Annotated in this window: 11 protein-coding genes; 4 read left to right on the top strand and 7 right to left on the bottom strand. The window is 59.4% G+C overall.

Features of this window, described 5'->3' with window-relative positions; genetic code table 11:
- Positions 1-190: 190 nt before the first annotated feature.
- Positions 191-550 (top strand): DUF6124 family protein, encoded by a 360-nt coding sequence (locus ACVWYU_RS19975; protein ID WP_248915341.1) that lies wholly within the window; start codon positions 191-193, stop codon positions 548-550.
- A 141-nt stretch (positions 551-691) separates the two neighbouring features.
- Here the strand turns inward: ACVWYU_RS19975 and ACVWYU_RS19970 are convergent, their stop codons facing one another.
- Positions 692-5,749, bottom strand: a complete 5,058-nt coding sequence (locus tag ACVWYU_RS19970; protein ID WP_457373490.1) for an NEL-type E3 ubiquitin ligase domain-containing protein — start codon at positions 5,747-5,749, stop codon at positions 692-694.
- Positions 5,750-6,189: 440 nt separating this feature from the next.
- On the opposite strand from ACVWYU_RS19970, the gene ACVWYU_RS19965 reads away from it, so the two are divergent.
- Together ACVWYU_RS19965 and ACVWYU_RS19960 are read left to right on the top strand one after the other, a co-directional pair.
- Positions 6,190-7,317, top strand: a complete 1,128-nt coding sequence (locus tag ACVWYU_RS19965; RefSeq protein WP_457373489.1) for a sensor histidine kinase — start codon at positions 6,190-6,192, stop codon at positions 7,315-7,317.
- Between the two features lie 160 nt (positions 7,318-7,477).
- Positions 7,478-8,392: an RHS repeat-associated core domain-containing protein gene (locus tag ACVWYU_RS19960; protein ID WP_457373488.1), complete on the top strand. Its 915-nt coding sequence runs from the start codon at positions 7,478-7,480 to the stop codon at positions 8,390-8,392.
- Between the two features lie 91 nt (positions 8,393-8,483).
- Here ACVWYU_RS19960 and ACVWYU_RS19955 read toward each other — a convergent pair whose 3' ends face one another.
- Both ACVWYU_RS19955 and ACVWYU_RS19950 read right to left on the bottom strand, forming a co-directional pair.
- Entirely contained in the window at positions 8,484-8,789 is a 306-nt protein-coding gene (locus ACVWYU_RS19955; RefSeq protein ID WP_090328616.1) for a chaperone modulator CbpM, read from the bottom strand.
- Between the two features lie 23 nt (positions 8,790-8,812).
- On the bottom strand, positions 8,813-9,757 hold the full coding sequence (locus tag ACVWYU_RS19950; protein ID WP_457373487.1) for a DnaJ C-terminal domain-containing protein: 945 nt from the start codon (positions 9,755-9,757) through the stop codon (positions 8,813-8,815).
- A gap of 298 nt (positions 9,758-10,055) precedes the next feature.
- On the opposite strand from ACVWYU_RS19950, the gene ACVWYU_RS19945 reads away from it, so the two are divergent.
- Complete coding sequence (locus ACVWYU_RS19945; RefSeq protein ID WP_390958433.1) at positions 10,056-11,330, top strand: Hsp70 family protein; 1,275 nt, start codon at positions 10,056-10,058, stop codon at positions 11,328-11,330.
- Between the two features lie 130 nt (positions 11,331-11,460).
- Here the strand turns inward: ACVWYU_RS19945 and ACVWYU_RS19940 are convergent, their stop codons facing one another.
- The 4 genes from ACVWYU_RS19940 to ACVWYU_RS19925 all read right to left on the bottom strand — a co-directional run bounded on the left by ACVWYU_RS19940 (position 11,461) and on the right by ACVWYU_RS19925 (position 18,420).
- Positions 11,461-12,474, bottom strand: a complete 1,014-nt coding sequence (locus ACVWYU_RS19940; protein WP_457373486.1) for an AI-2E family transporter — start codon at positions 12,472-12,474, stop codon at positions 11,461-11,463.
- A gap of 232 nt (positions 12,475-12,706) precedes the next feature.
- Positions 12,707-13,015 (bottom strand): PsiF family protein, encoded by a 309-nt coding sequence (locus ACVWYU_RS19935; RefSeq protein ID WP_090328606.1) that lies wholly within the window; start codon positions 13,013-13,015, stop codon positions 12,707-12,709.
- 90 nt (positions 13,016-13,105) lie between these two features.
- Positions 13,106-17,389 (bottom strand): dermonecrotic toxin domain-containing protein, encoded by a 4,284-nt coding sequence (locus tag ACVWYU_RS19930; RefSeq protein ID WP_457373485.1) that lies wholly within the window; start codon positions 17,387-17,389, stop codon positions 13,106-13,108.
- A gap of 248 nt (positions 17,390-17,637) precedes the next feature.
- On the bottom strand, positions 17,638-18,420 hold the full coding sequence (locus ACVWYU_RS19925; protein ID WP_457373484.1) for an AraC family transcriptional regulator: 783 nt from the start codon (positions 18,418-18,420) through the stop codon (positions 17,638-17,640).
- Positions 18,421-18,486: the final 66 nt, after the last annotated feature.

Raw genomic sequence — 18,486 nt, 5'->3', positions numbered from 1 at the left:
AGCCCGAATGAAGGCATGCTGACAGCGCTTAAACAAACCCATCGAGCACCGTTTAACCGACGGAAAAGAAACGTTTAGAAATGATGAAAACTCTTGAAAAATCGAGGAAGCATCCGACGTCTTTTTAGGGTTGGCCGTCGGAAGTCAGAGGGGTAGCGTGGCCACTCCAGACCTTTCACGGAGACTCACCATGCCCAATGCCACCGACACACCCGCTGGATCAGCCCCTCAAAACACCGATGCGCACCTCTGCACGCCGGCAAGAAAGCTACACCCCGCCGTCGACCGCGCACTGGACTATTACCTCAAACCCGACATCCCGGTGACGGCCGCCACGCGTACGCCCCGCACCATTTTTGTCGTTGCACCGGACGTCGACAACGAAACGCTGTTGGCCCATGCCTGCGAGTCATTGGCGTCGGCGAGTGTGATGGCGAGTGAATTTGCAGGGATGCTGGACGGTGCGAACCGCAACGCCATGCTGGCGCTTCAGCAAGTGATCATGCTCAGTGAGCTGGCGGTGAATCGGGTACTGGATAATCGCGCGTGAACCCGAAAAAGCGCTGTCCGTTCAGAACGAGCACCGTATCTGTGGCGAGGGAGCTTGTCGGATCGCCGCCCGGAGCAGGCTCGCTCGCCACAGGTTACTGATTGCTCGTTCTACCTCTTGAATGAACGTTCTGGTTCGCGGTTATTGAGCGGGCTCAAGCTCAAGCCGCGGTAATCGGGCACGTTCGATCGCTTGTTGAGTGATCGATTTCAACGTTTGCCGGATCTGCCGGTCGATGTCGGTCAACGCCTTGATGTAGTCCTCATCGCTCATGACCTGCCCTTCGCTGAAGGCGTTTTCGTCGCGGTTCAACTCACGGCAAAGCGCCTTGATCTCCACGTCCAGGTCCGCCCTGGCGGCCGGTTCCACAGTCTCTGACCGACGCTGCAGCACATCCTGCAACTCCGTGGTCGCGTCGATCTGTCGCTTCAAACTGTCCAGTTCACCACCGCTGGAAGACTCCAGCCAGGTTTTCCACAGAGGCTGTTCAAGGATTCGGTCCGTGAGCAAGTCCCCCTCCTCCAGCGCCACGATTCGCCGGAACGCCGCGTCGATCATCTCCTTGGTCACACCGGCGATCTTGCGGAACTGCATGCCCCGGGCCTGCCACGGCAAATCCAGGCGCTGGGCCAGATCCGTCATGTACGCCAGGTGCACTTCCACTTCATCGATAGTGCCCGTGACATTGCCCTGGTCGTCGAGTCGCCGGAACCGCTCCCCAGCCGCCAGTCGTGACGCCACCCGTTGGCGGGCGATGGCGCCGAGCTCGTCGAGCCGCGACTTGCCCTGGGCCAACTCCAGCAGCCGAGTTTCGATCAGGTCCGCGCTGCCCAGGGCGTAGGCCTCATGAATCAGCACCTGCAGGCCCATGGCGTTGAACAGTTGCGTACCGCCGTCCACACATTCGGTGGGTGTTGCGGCCTCGTTGAACAGTTTGACCCGCAGCTCGCTGTCCTTGGCCATGGCTTCGAGCATGCGCCAGACCTTGGCGGTCAGGTCCGTCTTGTAGGCATCGCCCGCCGTGAAGTCGGCCGATTGAGTGAGTTTGCGGATTTCATTGAAGAACGGCACCGAGTCGAACTCATCCTCGACCTCGTTCCAGAATTCCTGTTTTTCCTGCCATTGCCGTTCGGTCATGCCCATCCACCAGTCGGCGCTGTCGAGCGTGCCGCGCGGCGGGTACGGTCGGTCAGGGTCCATGCCCACTGACTCGATGTAGGACTTGAGGGTGGCGAGGTTATCCGGCGAAATCCAGCGCGGCTCACGGCTGATCAAGGTGCGCGCCAGCAGTTCGGCGCGAAACGAACCGGGTGCGACCTCCGGGATCCGGGTGATCGGGTTGTGTCGCAGGTCGAGGTAAATACTGCGCGGCCGCGACTGGGAAAACAGTCCGACGGGCCAACTGTCCAGGCCTGTTTCATTGAGCAAGATGACCTGCAATTGCGGCATCCGACTGATGTTTGGCGTGAGCTTCAACGGGTTGCCCCGCAAGCCCAGCGACCGCAGATGCACCAGCCTTTTCAGGCGATCCACCGCCAATGCATCCAGTTCGATACGATTTTCATTGAAGGACAGGTCGGTGAGATGACTCATCTCGCTGATGGCCTCGGGAACGGCGGTCAGCAGGTTGTCTTGCAGGTTGAGATAACGCACCCGGCGAAACGAGGCGAGAAACCCCAGGTGCTCGTTGCGCAACTCGCCGCTACGCAGGCTCAGGCTGGTGACGTGATCGAAGTTGGCCTCCAGTTTCGGCAGCGTCTCAAGGATCCGACGGATCAAAGGAAAATCGTCGAGCTGCAGCCATTGCGGGCGCACCGCCCCCGTCACTTGCACGCCCTCGGGTCCGGTGCGCTGCCAGCATTGCCGGATCGCCTTGTAGAAACGCTCGCGGGCGCGCATTTCGGCAATCCCTGACGGCGTGAAACGGAAGGACGCCGTTGGTGAGTTCATCCAGTTTTGCATCGTCCGGTTCAACCGATCGAACTCGGCCTCCAGCGCAGTCAGGCGATCATGGGGCGAACCACCGTTCTGAGTGAACTCGGTCAACAGTGTTTCGATTTCGTCCTGGCTAAAGCCCGGATACAACGAGCGCGCCCGGCGCCGCAATCCCATGCCGCGCGGGACCTGCGCATAACCCGGCATGCCACCGCGCAAGCGCATGACGTTCGGGTCGTAGGACGGTTTGAGCAGCGGGTTGTCCCGCAGGATCGGCTCCAACATGGCTCGATCCAAAGGCTGTGCCTTCACCGCGCGCTCAAGCCCTGCCGCGTCATGGATTTCATAACCCAGGGCGATGCGCTGTGGGTCGGGTAAGGCGTGCAATACGGCGGCATAAAGCGAGTCAGCACCGTGCAGGTGTTGATTGAGTGCGTCCCGTGCTTCATACCGGCCATCCTCCCCCCGGATCAGCACTTTGCGGATCGGCGCGTCATCCGGGCCGAGACTGTCGTGCAGCCGCCCTGAAAATGAATAGTCCCTTATCTCCAGGCGCAGGTCTGCAGGCCAGCCAGGCAGGGCCGCCAGAGAGTGCAACTCAAGGCGCTCGGTGTCGGTGTTGTGCAGTTCGTCGAGGTACAGGCCCTCATAGGCGCGCGCCACTCGCAACTGGTGCGCCGCTTCTCCAGCCTGTTGGGACAACCTCAAGGGCACGCGTTTTTTCTCGGCCAGGTGTTTCAGGTCCGAGGGGTCTGCATGATCCAGCAGCGCTTGCGCCACGCTGGTCGACAGCGACGACTCGTCGCCCTTGAGCAAGCTCACACGGGCATCGTCTGCACGCTCCCGGCGCTCGTACAGTTTGTCGAACAGACGCTTTTTACTGCCCCGCGCCTGATCGGCCAGGCGATCGCGCAAGGCCTTGGTGCGCGCCTTCGCATCCCCGGCAAACCACTGCCCGAGCATTTCGCGAAGGGCCTGTTCGTCCACGAACCCGACCACCCGTTCCGGCAGCGCACCACCCAGCAAATCCTGCCAGGTCAGCTGCAAGGTGTCGGCCGGCAACGCATCGGCATAGCCCTCCTTGATCACCGCCCCCGACAGGCCCGGCCCCTCGAACACTTCGATGGCCTTGCCCTCGGGCCAGCCCGGCAGTTCAGTCATGAAGCGCACGGCATAATCGGCCCAATCCTGACCGATTCGACCGGCCAGTATCTGATCTGCGCACGCTTCGGCTTCGGCGTACGCCTTGAAGCGCTTGAGGGTATCGGTCAGCAGGGCCGGTGCGGCTTCGTGTTCCACGTGCAGCCGGCGCAACACATTTTCGTGAACGCCACTGGCGGTCAGAATCTGCTCCAGGGTTTGATCCGTGAAGCCATCCACCGAGGCGCCCAAACGCTTGAGCAATTGGCGCCGATCCCATTCCAGCGGCTGATCGAGCTCAGTCTTCCACAGGCCCGCGCCGTTATGCTCCAGCAAGGGCTGATAGGCGTTAGCGCGGGAGGGGTGTTGCAGGCGAGGCTGGCCCGTGTTCGGGTCCTGTTTGACTTCGTAGCATTTGTCATCGATGCGCAGCAGGTCCTGCTCCTGATGCCGGTACAAGCCCTTTTCACCGACGACGGCCTCCTTGGGCAAGGTGACCGACTGTTCATACGGCGTCAGGTCCGGATTCCACAACCGCGGCTTGCCCGCGACCTCCACGGGCTTGAGCCCTTCGACGAAGGGCGAGACCTTGATCGGCGTCAGCTGGCCGGCTGGCACCCCATGGCCGGCGCCCATCAGCGCCAACTGTGCAAAGTTGATCAGTACGCCATTGAAGTAGGCAGTGGCCTCTTCCTTGTCACCTTTGCTCCAGTCTTCGATACCCTCGGCCACTTCGGCGAGCATCTGCGCAATCATGATGCCCAGCATCGCTTCGCCCAGACCCGGCACCAGCATCGCGGCAAAGTTGAAGAGGTTCCAGCCGATGTCCAGGTAACTGGTCAGGCGCTTGAAGCGGGCGTTGGCGTCCTCGTCGTCGGTGGGCACCGCGATGCGTCGGGCATCGGCGATGGCCTTGTCGCGGCGTTCAATGAACAGGGTCGCCCACAGATCGCCTGTGATCTGGTTGGTGATGGGTTCTGCATCGGGATTCTCGACCGCCGTTTCACGCCACCACGGCCCCATGTCCAGCGGCTCGCGTTGTTGCCAGGTAACCGTTTTGAGGCGTTCGTTGACCCGGCTGAAAAACAGCCCCTTGTCCTTTTGCGCCACGAACCGGCTGAAAAAGGCCTGGTATTGCGAGTCGCGCAGCTGTCCGATCAGGGTTTTCATGAACGCGGTCAGGGACGGGTATTCCCTGAGCGGATGTTCCGGATCATCCGGTACATAGGCGATCAAGGGGCCGGACAAACGGCTCTGATGGTAGATGTCGTCCCGGCGCAACAACTCATCGTTGAGCCCCTGGGGACCATTGGCGAAAAACGCCTGCAGCAGCTTGAACCGCTCGTACTCCGAGCCTGGCAGTACCGGGATGCGCTGCGACCACTCGCTCCAGAACTTCACTGAGTCAGGGGTCAAGGCGTCGATCGCCTGCTTGATCTGCGACGGATCGCTGATGGCGCTGAACAGCACGATGCCCGTCAACCGAAAGCCCATCAGCGACAATCGATGGCAGTGCAACGGCCGGTCGTACAGCGTGGCATCGGCCTGGCTCTGGTGCAGTTGCCCGAGCTGGCCGTAAGCATGGTCGCTGATATCGCCCTTCAATCGGGCGATCAGTGACGCCACCTGAAACGTGGCTTTTTCACTGGCCACCGATTCGTCCTGCAAGGCGCGCCGGGCTTCGGGTGTCGCAGGCAGCAGGATGGATTTGATGTGCCGCTGGTACTGCCCGCCAATGTCGAGGCGGCGGCACATCGATGCAAACCCGGGCAAGGAGACCCCAGGCTCAAGCGCAAGTGCGCCGCGCTCGTCCTTGCGATAGATACCGGAGCTGCTGCGCCAGGCGTCTTCAGCGGTTTCCGATTCCTCGAAGTTGTGCAGCGCCGCCTCCAGCAACGTGGACTGCCGCACGCGACTGGCCCCGGTATCAATGACGAAGGCAATTTTGCTGGGCACTTCAAGCTGCGCACTCAAGGCGTCGATGTTCTCCACGCCATTGAAGTTCGCCTGCATCGACGCACTGAGCAGAGGTTCGGCGAAGGCCTTGATGTCGTGCTGCAAATCGCCCAGGGACTTGTCCAGCACGCCTTGCATGCGTGCCTGTTCTTCGATCAGTTCTTTCAAGTATTGGCGGTCTATTTCCCGTGCAGCGCTATACCACTCGGGGGTCTCTGGTCTCAGTGTTTCAAGGCTTTTCAGTCTCGACATTGAGGCCTTTTTGATTGCGCCGGGTATGACGTCGAGTACACGACTGTAATAAACCCCATTATTTTGCGCGGGCGTTGCCCGCAAGTTGCTTCCATGCAAATCAGACACTGTTCAATCACCTTGATGACAGGATAGGAAGCCACAGGTTTATTCACCGGCGCGTGAAAAAAAAGAGCAAATTCCTGTTGGGCCACCCCTCTGAAAAGGCGCGCATAGTTCGAAAATCAAAGAGCCATCGATAGGTATGTACCGCCACAAATGCTTCTGGTCATGCCGTCGCACCAGCGGTCGTATTTTTCCCGTCAAAGAGACTACTATTCGAATCGCTGACCTCGATTCATGCTCAGGTAACCGCCATGCGTCTTTCCGAATTCATCACCTTGAACGTTAATCGCATCGTCGATGAGTGGGAGCAATTCGCCAAAACCATCACCCCGGCCGCACATTCGATGGATAGTGCCTCGCTGCGCGACCATGCGAAGTCGATCCTGCTGGCAGCGGCCAGGGACATGACAAAGCCTCAAACCCCCAGCGAACAGGCGGCCAAAGCCCGTGGCGAAGGGCCGGAAAAGACCCCAAGCCTGGATGAGGCCGGCGCCAGTCACGGCGAATTGCGCCACAACGTGGGTTTTGATCTGGTGCAGATGACCAGTGAATTTCGCCATTTGCGCGCCAGTGTGATTCGTCTGTGGATCGGCAGCCTGGACAGCCCCGACCTGGCCTACTTCCAGGACATGATTCGCTTCAATGAAGCCATCGACGAAGCACTGGCCGAGTCCACCGCGGCCTATGCCGAGCAGGTCAATCGTTCGCGGGATATCTTTCTGGCGATTCTCGGCCACGACCTGCGCGCGCCGCTGCAAGCGGTGAGCATGTCTACCGAACTGCTGCTGCGCAAAACCACACTGGAAGGCGACGCTCTGACGTGCGCCATCAACATCAAGCAAGGGGCGCGGCACATGGCCGCGATGGTCAGCGACCTGCTGGAACTGGTACGCAGTCGTCTGGGCAGGACTCTGCCGATCGAACCTGCGCCCATGGACCTGGCCGAAGCTGCACACGCGGCGATTGCCGAAGCCTGTGCGGGCAATCCGGAGTGCGATCCGACGCTGGAAGTACTGGGCGACGTACGGGGTGTCTGGGACGCGGGGCGCATCGACCAATTGTTGCAGAACCTGATCGGCAACGCCTTGCAGCATGGTTCGAACAAAGGCGAGGTGACGGTGACCCTCAAGGGCGAGCCGGAAACGGTTCAGCTCAGGGTACACAACCACGGCACACCGATTCCCGAGGACGCCATCGCCACCATTTTCGATCCGCTGGTACGCAGTGCCGACGAAGAACTGGGCCAGCCTTCAACCAGCCTGGGATTGGGGTTGTTTATCGTCAAGGAGGTGGTCACCGCCCACCAGGGGACGATTGAAGTCAGCTCGAATGAAGAGGACGGCACACTGTTTACCGTGGTGCTGCCCAGAATGGTTTGAAGACGTGATGACCGGTGTGTTGATCAAACAACGACTCACCGCCCCGACCGTTGGCGCAACATCCGGTTCTGCGCGCTGACTATCAGTTCTGATAGTTCCCGGTTTTTCGCCGTCCGAGTACAACTGGGCGTACGTATCCAACCTCCAGGGCAGACCTCCCATGACCGGCTCGGTAAACAATGATCACCCCTTGCGCCTGTTGCGCACCCTTTTGTTGGCCAGCGACAGCAAAAACTCGGTACTCGCCGATATCAGTAGCGACAGAATCAATCGCATGGCGTATTCCGCCTTTGGTTTTCAATCCGCCGAGCATGAGGAGGTCCCGCGCCTGGGATTCAATGGCCAGTTGCGCGAGGCATTCGACTGGTATATCCCGGGCAATGGCTATCGGGTCTACAACCCGCGGCTGATGCGTTTTCATAGCCCGGACAGTTGGAGTCCGTTTGGGAAGGGTGGTTTGAATGCGTATATGTATTGCGCGGGGGATCCGGTGAATTTTTCGGATCCGACGGGGCATATGGGGCTCCGGAGTATTTTGGGTTTACGGAGAGGGATTGCAAGATCATCCAGCACCTCCAGCTTAAGGCCGATCGTCCCTGCCGCAGCCACAGCCAACTCCACCGCATCAGGGACAGGGACAGGGACAGGGATAATCAATCCCGCCTTTGACCACACAGAGATCCTGCCCACCTACAAAACCATACCGGCACTCACCAGAACGACCAATACGGTTGTAACCACTGACACAGTGGACATCGGACATTCGAATCGAATGCCTCCCCCGATTCCGCCCAAGAAGCAGACACCCCGCTTTAACGATACCGGTGACCAAGCGGGCATCCTTAGCCCTAACCGGCATCAGGGCCTGGCCGCCCCGAAACAAAACATCGGGACGCGTGAAGACTCTCGAGCTGCTCTGGCCCCTGTTCCCAAGCCAAGAAAGCTAAAAAATGGCGCCACGCGTTACTACTCCGTGAGTTACGACCGTGATGGCAACCCCACACAGAGCAGTGTCGAAAAAATCTCCTTATCCGACCTGGCAAGAGTAATGAGACGCGAAGGAAGTCAACGCTGAATGCGTTGTCCATCAACAATGGCAATCGAGTGCTTGAGGTCGCAAGTGAGTCGCATCCAACAGGCCTTGGAATTGAGCTGTCGAGGGCGACTTACTCCACCACCAACCGCCCCAACCGCTGTCGCAACATCCGGTTCTCCGCCCGCAGTTGCTGCACCTCTTCGAGCAAATCCAGCGCCAGGGCGACGCCTTCCCATTCCAGCTCCAGGTCACGCCGCAGCTTGGCGGCGCGCTTGGCCAGCGTCAGTTCGTAATCGGTGAAGCGCCAGTCCTTGGGCGCGCCCCCCTGGGGTTCGAGGATGCCGTGCTCGACGATTTCGATCACGTAGACGTCCGACAGGTCGGTCGCCTCACAGAATTCTGCCATGTCCAGTTGAACGATCAGAGGGCTGCTCATATCGGGCTACTCCGGGTCTTGGATCAGAAATGTTCTCTCGGGTCGAACGCGGCCTTCTTCGCCAGTTCCTGCCACAGGGCCTTGATCTCATCGTCCGATTTTTTCGGCATGACGGCCTTCAGTTGCACGAACAGGTAGCCACGTTCCCCCGCCTTGCTCAGCAGGCCATGGCCCTTGGCCCGCATGCGCTGGCCGTTCTGGCTGCCGGCCGGCACTTTGAGGTTGATCTTGCCGGTCAGGGTCGGCACCGCCACTTCGGTGCCCAGGGCCAGTTCCCAGGGGGCCAGCGGCAGCGTAATGATCAGGTTTTCGCCTTCGACATCGAATTTCGGGTGCGGCGCGAAACGGATGGTCAGGTACAGGTCGCCATTGGTGCCGCCACCGATGCCCGATGCGCCCTGGCCTTTGAGGCGAATACGCTCACCGTCGGTCACACCGGCGGGGATCTTCACGTTCAGGCTTTTAGTGGTATTGCTGACATGCTGGCCGGCAGCGTTGTACTGCGGCACCTGGAAGGTGACCTTCTTCGATTCGTTCGAGAGGGTTTCCTCCAGGAAAATCGCCAGTTCCATTTCCACGTCCTGCCCCCGACGCCCGCTGCTGCGACGCGACTCTGCCCCACCAAAGCCGGGGCCACGGTTACCGAAGATCGAACTGAAAAAGTCCGAAAAATCGCCGGTATCCTGACCGCCGCCACCGAAACCGCCACGGCTTTGCCAGCCCGGTGGCCCCTGGAACGGTTGACCATGCTGGCCATAGCGGCGCAAGTCGTCGTATTCGGCGCGTTTGTCGGCGCTTTTCAACGCTTCATAGGCCTCGGAGGCATCCTTGAACTTGGCCTCGGCGTCCTTTTCCTTGCTGACGTCGGGGTGGTACTTGCGAGCCAGCTTTCGATAGGCGGCCTTGATCGCCTTGTCGTCTGCGGTCGGCTCCACGCCGAGAATCTTGTAATAGTCTTTGAAGTCCATCGCGGGAATCACCATCCGTTATCGAAATCGCGCCACCTGACACAGCATGCGCTTTTTTGCAGCACAGGGTTTGACCGATCTCAAGTTTGTGACCGGGCAGCGCTTCAGAAGTTTATCGGCAGCGGGCGGGGCGAATGGCGCCTGCCCCCTCGGCTGTCCGGTTAGATGCAGGGTAGTTTGGGGGCGATGGCGCGTCTTTCAAGCCATTGATCAGCAGATTTAGCAGATAGTCGGCCTTCGATTCTGTGCCGCACTGACATACACTGCGCGGCCGTTTTTTAACCGGAACTTGAAAGACATGAAAAACGCATCTCCAGCCCGTGCCTGTGGCATCGACTTTGGCACGTCCAACTCCACCGTCGGCTGGCTCCGGCCCGGCATGGAAACGCTGATCGCGCTGGAGGACGACAAGATCACCCTGCCTTCGGTGGTCTTCTTCAACATGGAAGAACGCCGCCCGGTGTACGGCCGGCTGGCGCTGCACGAGTACCTGGAAGGCTATGAAGGCCGCCTGATGCGCTCGCTCAAGAGCCTGCTGGGTTCCAAGCTGATCAAGCACGACACCAGCGTGCTGGGCACGGCAATGCCGTTCAAGGACCTGCTCGGGCTGTTCATCGGGCAGTTGAAGAAGCGTGCCGAGGCTGCCGCTGGTCGGGAATTTGATGAAGTGGTGCTGGGTCGCCCGGTGTTCTTTGTCGATGACGATGAAATGGCCGACCAGGAAGCGGAAAACACCCTGGTGGACGTCGCCCGCGCCATCGGCTTCAAGGACGTGTCCTTCCAGTACGAACCGATCGCTGCGGCATTCGACTACGAGTCGACCATCGAAAAAGAAGAGTTGGTGCTGATTGTCGACATCGGCGGTGGTACGTCGGACTTCTCGCTGGTGCGCCTGTCCCCGGAACGTCGCAACCACGACAACCGTCACGACGACATCCTGGCCACCGGTGGCGTGCACATCGGCGGGACCGACTTCGACAAGCAACTGAGCCTGCAGGGCCTGATGCCACTGTTCGGCTACGGCAGCCGCATGAAAAGCGGCGCCTACATGCCCACCAGCCACCACATGAACCTGGCGACCTGGCACACCATCAACTCGGTGTACTCGCAAAAGTCGACCCTGGCGCTGGGCAGCATGCGGTACGACATCGAAGACACCGGCGGCATCGATCGCCTGTTCAAACTGATCGAACAACGTGCCGGACACTGGCTGGCCATGGAAGTGGAAGAAACCAAGATCCAGCTGACCCATGCCGACAGCCGCCACGTAGCCCTGGACCGCATCGAAGCCGGCCTGAGCGTGGAGCTGAGCCGTGCCCTGTTCGAGTCGGCCATCGAGAACTTGCTGGAGCGGGTGCGCGACAGCGTGACCCGATTGCTGGCGGATGCCGATGTGCGGGTCGATCAGGTGGACACCGTGTTCTTCACCGGCGGTTCGAGCGGGATTCCGGCTCTGCGCAACAGTGTTTCGGCGATGTTGCCGAAGGCGCGGCATGTGGAAGGGAACATCTTTGGCAGCATCGGCAGTGGTCTGGCGATCGAGGCTGCAAAACGCTACGGCTCGATGGGCTGATCCGACACCGAGTCGCCTCCATCGCTGGCAAGCCAGCGCCCACAGGTACAGCGCCGTTCTCGCGGCTACGCCATATCTGTGGGAGCTGGCTTGCCAGCGATGACGTCAGATCAGGCAATACATTTCCCGATCAAACCATCCCCACCTGCTTCAACTCGCTCTTCAGATACGCGTAATAAATCGGCCCTGCCACCACCCCCGGCAGGCCGAACGCGGCCTCGAACACCAGCATCGCCAGCAGCAACTCCCACGACTTGGCACTGATCTGCCCGCCGACGATGCGGGCGTTGAGAAAGTATTCGAGCTTGTGGATAAAAATCAGGTAACCCAGCGCCGCCACGGCCACCCAGATCGACAGCGACAAGCCGACGATGGTGATCAGCGTGTTCGACATCAGGTTGCCGATCACCGGCAACAGCCCCAGCAGGAACGTCAGCACGATCAAGGTTTTGGTCAGCGGCAGCTTGATGCCGAACAGCGGCAGAATCACCGCCAGAAAAATCCCGGTAAAGAACGTATTGAGCAGGGAAATCTTGATCTGCGCGAACACGATGTTGCGGAACGCCTGAACCAGCAGATGCAGACGATCGAACAGCGCCGCGGCCAATGGTTTGCGCTTGGTCAGATCTGGAGCGCGCTGCAAGGCAATGATCGCGCCCAGTACCATTCCGATCAGCAGTGTCACAAACATGTGCGCGGCGTCTTTGCCCACCAGTTGTAACTCGCTGAGGTGTTTACTCATCCACTCGCCAATGGCCACTCGAAACTCGGCGGCGCTGGCCGGCAGGTAAGCATCGATGAACGGCGGCAGCTGTCCGCGAGCGCGGTCGACCACAAGCATGAATTTGTCGAGCGAAGCACCCGGATTTTCCGCCTCGTGCAGCAGAAAACTGATGGCGCCGGCGAAAATCAGGCTCAGCACACTGACCACCAATGTCCCCAGCAAGGCCACGGCCAGCCAGCGTGCGCGTCGACCTTCGATCAATCGCTGCAACTGCGGGGTGAGCATGTTGACCAGTTCGAACACCAGCAACCCGGCCATCAGGCTGGGCAGCAACCGCAGCGGGAGCACCAGCAGCAGTCCGCCAAAAATAATGACCCAGCTGATGACCAGCAAAACATGACGCTGAGAAAACGTTGGCATACAGCCTCAAAACGAACGGCGTAAAAGGATGGGCAGTCTGCCAGCGATCCGGTGGCAGCACTAGGGATTGTGTGGGGCGACCTTGGTCTCAGGTTCAGGTTTTTTTGCAGTACCTTGCCCGTCCTCTTCGCGAGCTGGCTCCCACATTGAGTCCTGTGTGCTCAGTTCCATTGTGGGAGCGAGCCTGCTCGCGAAGAGGCCCTCACAGCTCCCCGCAATTTCAGCTGAGTGTTTATTTTTTCTTCAGGCAATCACTCATGAACGCCTTGCGCGCGTCACCCTTGAGGGCTTTGGCGGTAGCGTCGGCGTTGCAGGTTTTCATTTTCTCTTGCTGAGGGGTCAAGGCTTTGCCGGCATCGTTGGCCGCCGGCGCAGCCTTGAGGCAATTACTCATGAAGGCTTTGCGCTCATCGCCCTTGAGGTTTTTAGCGGTAGCGTCGGCATTGCAAGTGGTCATCTTGTTCTGTTGGTCAGTGGTGGCAAACCCTTGGGAACAGAGCAGCAAACCGATCATCAACAAAGGGACACGCAATATCTTCATGGAGTTATCTCCTTGTCGCCGCATCGAACGATGCGGCCTCCCCGAGGAGTGTAGTCAAGCCTGGTTACACCTTCCTCCAGTCATAAAGGATCATTGCGTCGGGGGTTCGATTGCGGGCTCTTCGGCCAACAAGTCCCTGAATGCCTGGTTATAGCCTTCCCAGGACGAAATGCGTTTTTCGATCACGGAAACGGGCAATCGCTCGAACGACACCCCAACCTCCCCTGGCAGACTGTATTGCGTGCCCAACGCCTTCAAAGACGTGAACTGGGCGTAAGCCCCCGACTTGTACAATTTGTTGATTTTTATCTGCCGGAAGGTGTTGCTCTGCGAAACCTCCGGCAGCGCAGCCCGACCCGCCGGGACATCGTTGATAAAGGCGAATTCCGCGCTTGCCGGACCTGGCTCGAGGGTTTCAATGGGCGGCAGTTCGAACTGGAAATTGCCGTTGTCCGCCGTATGGGCGACAGGGAACTCCGGCCAGGAATCAGCAACGACCAGCTGCTTGAGATTGGTCAAGTCATCGCCGATCACCACGTACTGATGATCGAAGGCAGTGGCTTTGACGAGGTGGACCCGGGAGACTCTCGGCTGGCTGGCCAACAGCGCAAAGGTCACCTTGGAGTTTTCCGAACAGTTACCCCCCTTGATTTCAATGGCTTTGCGCGCATGTTCGGCAATGGTCAAGCGTGCGGTGAATTCCCCTTCTTGCAGGTCCAGCCCTCGCAGCCCCTTGATTTTCGCGATCGCCGAGCCGCCGTTTTCCCAGATGCCCGGCAATTGGTTGCCCGAGAGAGGCAACAGTTCCCTGGCTCGATAGATGGCACGCTGTGCCTGGCGCAAATTGGCCATGACCTGGGGCGTCACTTCCGTTGGCTGAGCTGCCGTCGTGACGACTGATCGCACCTTGTCTGCATATTTTTCCAACTCGACCAGCCGCTCGCTGGACGTCGGAGTGTTGTCCCTCACAGCGCGTTGCAGCGTCTGATACGCCTCCAGGCGTCCGGTTTGCTCGAGATTGCGGGCGTGGGCACCCAGATTGCGCTCGGATTCCGTGAGCGCCACCAAACCGTCCTCGGTGAACAGTCGCCCGATCAATGCGTCGTACTGTTCGGGCGACATCAGCTTTTTAAGGTCAGGCAACACTTCGATGCTTTGTACTGTTCGCAGATTGGCCTCGGGGCCCTCCCCGTTCGCCTTGGAAAGGCCATGCCAGAGTGAGTCCCAGCAATCGAGGGACAAGCTGTCGTACATCAGCTTCAAGCCGCGCAGGTAGTCGTATCGTGCAATCGGAGGAACACTTGGATGGAATGCGCCGTTGACGAATTCCAGGCAGTCTTGCTCGACCTTTTGCAATCGCGCGAGTTCGCTCGCCTGCGCGGGGGCTCCCCCACGCAGGCGCATGATCGCCGGGTCGAAAGTCGGCGCTTTCAACTCCGGCAAATCGCCAAGAACACTTAACAGCCTGTAGGGTTTCAGGGCGTGCTGACGCAATGCCGCTTTCAGGGCCGGGCCCTGGCCGATTTGAATCTGCAACGCATTTCGCTCGGCATCGGGTAACGCCTGCAAGATCGAGGTAAACAAATCACCGCCTGAATGCAGGACATTGCCTCGCTCGTCACACGCCTGGAAAACCCCGCTGTCGCTCACCACAAGCGTTCGTCGAATCGCAGCGTCATCACGACCGATGCTGTCCAGTTTTTTCCCGTCGAAGCGGTAGTGACGCAGCTCAATCCTGACATCGGCATTCCAGCCAGGCAGGTTTTCCAGCGAGTGCAGCGCCAGGGCGTCGAAGTCCGGGTTGTCGACCGACTCCAGATAAAAGCCCTCGTACGCACGACTGATTCGCACATCCCTGAGCGCCCAATGGGCGAAACCCTCAAGTCGTTCGGGAAGCCTGCGCAACTTGAGCGCCTGCAATTCCTCCGGACGCGCCAGCGCCACCAGCTCTTGTGCAACGACACCAGGCAATCCAGCGACCTGGTCCTGGATGAACCTCGCCTCGGCACTGACGGCGCGCTCGACGCTTCGGTAACGCCTGTCGAACAAAGACGCCTTGCGCTGTTCGGCCCGTTTCGCGAGCTGCCCCCTCAAACGCTCGGCATTCTGCATACGGCTGCCGACCGCTGCATCGGGTTCATCACCCAGCAGTTGCCGGGTCTGGGCATCATCGAGAAGCAACAGCAAGGTGTCGATCAGGTCGGTATCCGCCGCTTGATCCGCCGGGAAAGACACCGGCTCTTCACCGGCCCCGATGGCGTACAACACACGGCCATCGGCCCCCTTGAGCTCAATGGCTCTGCCGGGCCACAAACCGTCCAGCAGTTGAAACTGCCAGAGTGGATCGGCCTGCAGATAATCCTGTGCGCGAGCGCTGCCGATGTTTCGGATGAAGGTGTGGATATCCCGGTCGATGCTGAACCGGGTCACCGTATCGCTCAGCAAAGGGATTGCCCGTTCGTTATCGGCGTACATGCGTACAAGCGCACCGATATCCGCTCGGCTGACCGTGCGGATCTCACCGAGCCTGTCCGTCAAACCTTCTACCGACGGGCCGAGTCGCTTGATCAGCGTATCGGCATCCCAGGTATGGGGTTTCTCACCCTCGATCACAAATGCGCCCGTGCCGTTACTCTCCGCCACCGGCTGATAGGCCTCGGGGCGGGTCGGATGCTGAACGCGGTGCTTGCCGGTCCGCGAATCAACCTTGAGTTCGAAATGGCCGTCATCCAGAGGCAGAATCTGCCTGCCCTGGTGTTGATGCAGGCCGTAGAGGTCAGGTTTGGAGTCCGCCGCCAGACGCAGGTTCTGTTGCTGGTAGGGCCGCAGATTTTGCCCCCATAGCCGCTGCTCACCATTTCTCAGCGTCACGGGACGGGTCCCTTCAAGAAAGGACGACAACCGGGGTTTCACTACTTGGGTGGCAAGACCCCCTCCAACGGCAAGGGTGCCCAACTGAATGAGGTTTTCAGCGACGCCCAGCAGATGTTCTGCGGCTTCCACGTACTCGCCCTCGGCGAGCTCGACGACACCCTCCACGACCCCGTCAACCAGTTGATAGACGACGTACCCCAGCATCAGCTCGCCCAGCACCGGCACAAATGGCGTGGCGACGAACAGGGCCACTTCCATGATGTCGGTGAGCATTTTTTCCAGGTTTTCTATCCAGGCCCATCGTGCGGCACTGTCCGCATCGGCGCTGGACACGGCCAGCGCACGCCCGTCGGAAAGGATCTTGTCCACCTGCCGCTGATACAGATAAGACCAAAGGTCGCCGTCAAAGCGGTTGGCTGTATCGCTTTCGAACGACAGGGTGGTGAATCGCAGGTCCGGGCGTTCCACCCGGGTTTCGCGCCAGGCAGGCAAACTGGAGCCAGGCTGCGCACCGTGATAGGCGACTTGCCACAATTTCGCGTTGAGTGCGGCGAAAAAATGACCACGCTGCCCGTGGTCCACAAATCGACTGAAAAACGCCTGATAGTTTCGACGGGATGCAGGAGACGCCTGATCATTGCCCTGCAACTGGCGAGTCAGCTCCCGCACGAAGTCGACCGACGAGGCATACTCCTTCAGCGGATGCTCCGGATCGTGCGGTACATAGGCAATGACGCGTCGGACATTGGCACCGGGCGTGTCGATATCGGCGGCGATCAGCACAATCCCGGTCAGGCGGGTGTCGAGCATGTTCAAACAATAGAAACGTGCAGGGGCGCCATCGAATATCAGGCCCTGCTTGCCCAGGACCATGTTCAATACCGTCAGGTACGCCTCGGCCCCGATGTCTTTTTTCATCAACGCCAGATGTGCTGCGGCTTTCATGGCGCTCTGCTGGCTGGCGATAATGTGCTTGCGCAGTAACGTCCGGGCAGTGGCTTCTTCGGGCATCAGATAACTTTGCAGATAGGTTTGGTACCGGGCGCCTATATCCAGCGTTCGGCACAACGCCTTGAACTGCTCGACCGTTATACCCAACTTTTTAATTTCAAAGCGGCCGACTTCGTCAGGCCTGGTGATAAAGGCAGAGTCGCCGGTAAACACTTCACTTTCGGCAAAGTTTTGCAGTGATGCATCAAGTAAAGAGACGGTTCGACTACTGACTCCCCCTGTGACGTTAATCGTCCATGGCGATGTTTTAGCCGGGTAATACAAGCGCAAAAAAGTTTCACGAACATCCAGCTTCAGACCGTACTGCTCATTGAGGGCACGGGTCAGCAATGGCTGGGCGAAGGACACCACATCTTGCAGTTTCCCAAGCATTTGATCGACCCGGCTCTGTGCCTGCCAACTGGCCTGCATGGCGTCTTTCGCGGCCAAATGCTCCAGGCAGGATGCCGTCTTGCTCCATTCGGGAAGCACTTTAGGGGCTGTGCGCAAATCGCCTATTCGCTGGAGAGAGGCACTGGTCACCCAGTCGGGAATAGCGCCTTTGATAAAAGTGGAATGAATACTTTCCCGGCGTTCAATATCGGGAGTTTCCGGAACACGCTCGGAATTCAATAATAATTTTTTCACCATCATTACCCGCAAACTTATATAAAGAGCGCCGAAGCCTACAGCGCCTCAAACCTGCTCCTGTGCAGCTTGATTCGGATAATGCTGTATGAAACATCCCAATAAGTTGGTTAGAACATCTTGTTCCGCCGATAGTAATCGGGTGTACATCCCGCCTGGCGCTGAAACATCGCGATAAACGCCGAGCCTGTGCTGTATCCCAGATCGAAGGCGATCTCCTGAATGCTGCGGTGGCTGTCCAGCGCCTCAATCGCCGTCAGAAAGCGCAAGCGCTGGCGCCACTCACCGAAACTCATGCCCAGCTCGCGGACAAACTGCCGCGCCAGGGTGCGTTCGCTGACATGTATTTGCCCGGCCCAGTCCGCCAGTGGCCGGTTATCCCCGGGGTCGGCTTGCAGCGCCTCGAGTATGCCCAGCAGCCCGGGCGTGCTGGCATAGGGCAAGTAACACTCCTGCACCGGTGCCTGTTGCAACTGGTCCACCAGGACCTGGGCCAGGCGTTTGTCCGCTTCCCGCTCGGGGATCTTCACATCCCGGGCCGCGAAGTCCTTGAGGATCGCCTTGAGGATGTCGCTGATGGCCAGCGTGCAAGCCTGCCGGGGCAGATCGGCACAGACCGTCGGCGCCAGGCAAACGGCGCGGTAATTGATCGGCTGATGGCTGTAGAAACTGTGCTCGATTTGCGGCGGCACCCACACCGCGTATTGCGGCGGCGACATGAAACGGCTGCCGTCGACGTCCATGTGCAACACCCCGTGGGCCGCATACTCCAATGTGCCCCAAGGGTGACGGTGCGGCGCGGCGAATTCATGGGTATCGAAGTCGGCGTAACGGAAGTAGACCGCCGAAGGCAGTTCGCTGAAATCCAGCAGGTCGATGTGTTTACGGGTCATGCTGTCCGGATTCAGGGGCAGGTTGTCTGGATCGAAGTATAGGCTTGTTTCCAGACAGAGGATAAT

Source organism: Pseudomonas sp. TE12234 (assembly GCF_054061835.1).
This window is presented reverse-complemented; position numbering and strand designations above follow the sequence as displayed.

Coding starts and splice junctions, on each gene's coding strand:
- ACVWYU_RS19955 (WP_090328616.1), bottom strand. CDS start 8,789: ATGAGCAGCCCTCTGATCGTTCAACTGGACATGGCAGAATTCTGTGAG.
- ACVWYU_RS19965 (WP_457373489.1), top strand. CDS start 6,190: ATGCGTCTTTCCGAATTCATCACCTTGAACGTTAATCGCATCGTCGAT.
- ACVWYU_RS19950 (WP_457373487.1), bottom strand. CDS start 9,757: ATGGACTTCAAAGACTATTACAAGATTCTCGGCGTGGAGCCGACCGCA.
- ACVWYU_RS19935 (WP_090328606.1), bottom strand. CDS start 13,015: ATGAAGATATTGCGTGTCCCTTTGTTGATGATCGGTTTGCTGCTCTGT.
- ACVWYU_RS19940 (WP_457373486.1), bottom strand. CDS start 12,474: ATGCCAACGTTTTCTCAGCGTCATGTTTTGCTGGTCATCAGCTGGGTC.
- ACVWYU_RS19960 (WP_457373488.1), top strand. CDS start 7,478: ATGACCGGCTCGGTAAACAATGATCACCCCTTGCGCCTGTTGCGCACC.
- ACVWYU_RS19945 (WP_390958433.1), top strand. CDS start 10,056: ATGAAAAACGCATCTCCAGCCCGTGCCTGTGGCATCGACTTTGGCACG.
- ACVWYU_RS19975 (WP_248915341.1), top strand. CDS start 191: ATGCCCAATGCCACCGACACACCCGCTGGATCAGCCCCTCAAAACACC.
- ACVWYU_RS19925 (WP_457373484.1), bottom strand. CDS start 18,420: ATGACCCGTAAACACATCGACCTGCTGGATTTCAGCGAACTGCCTTCG.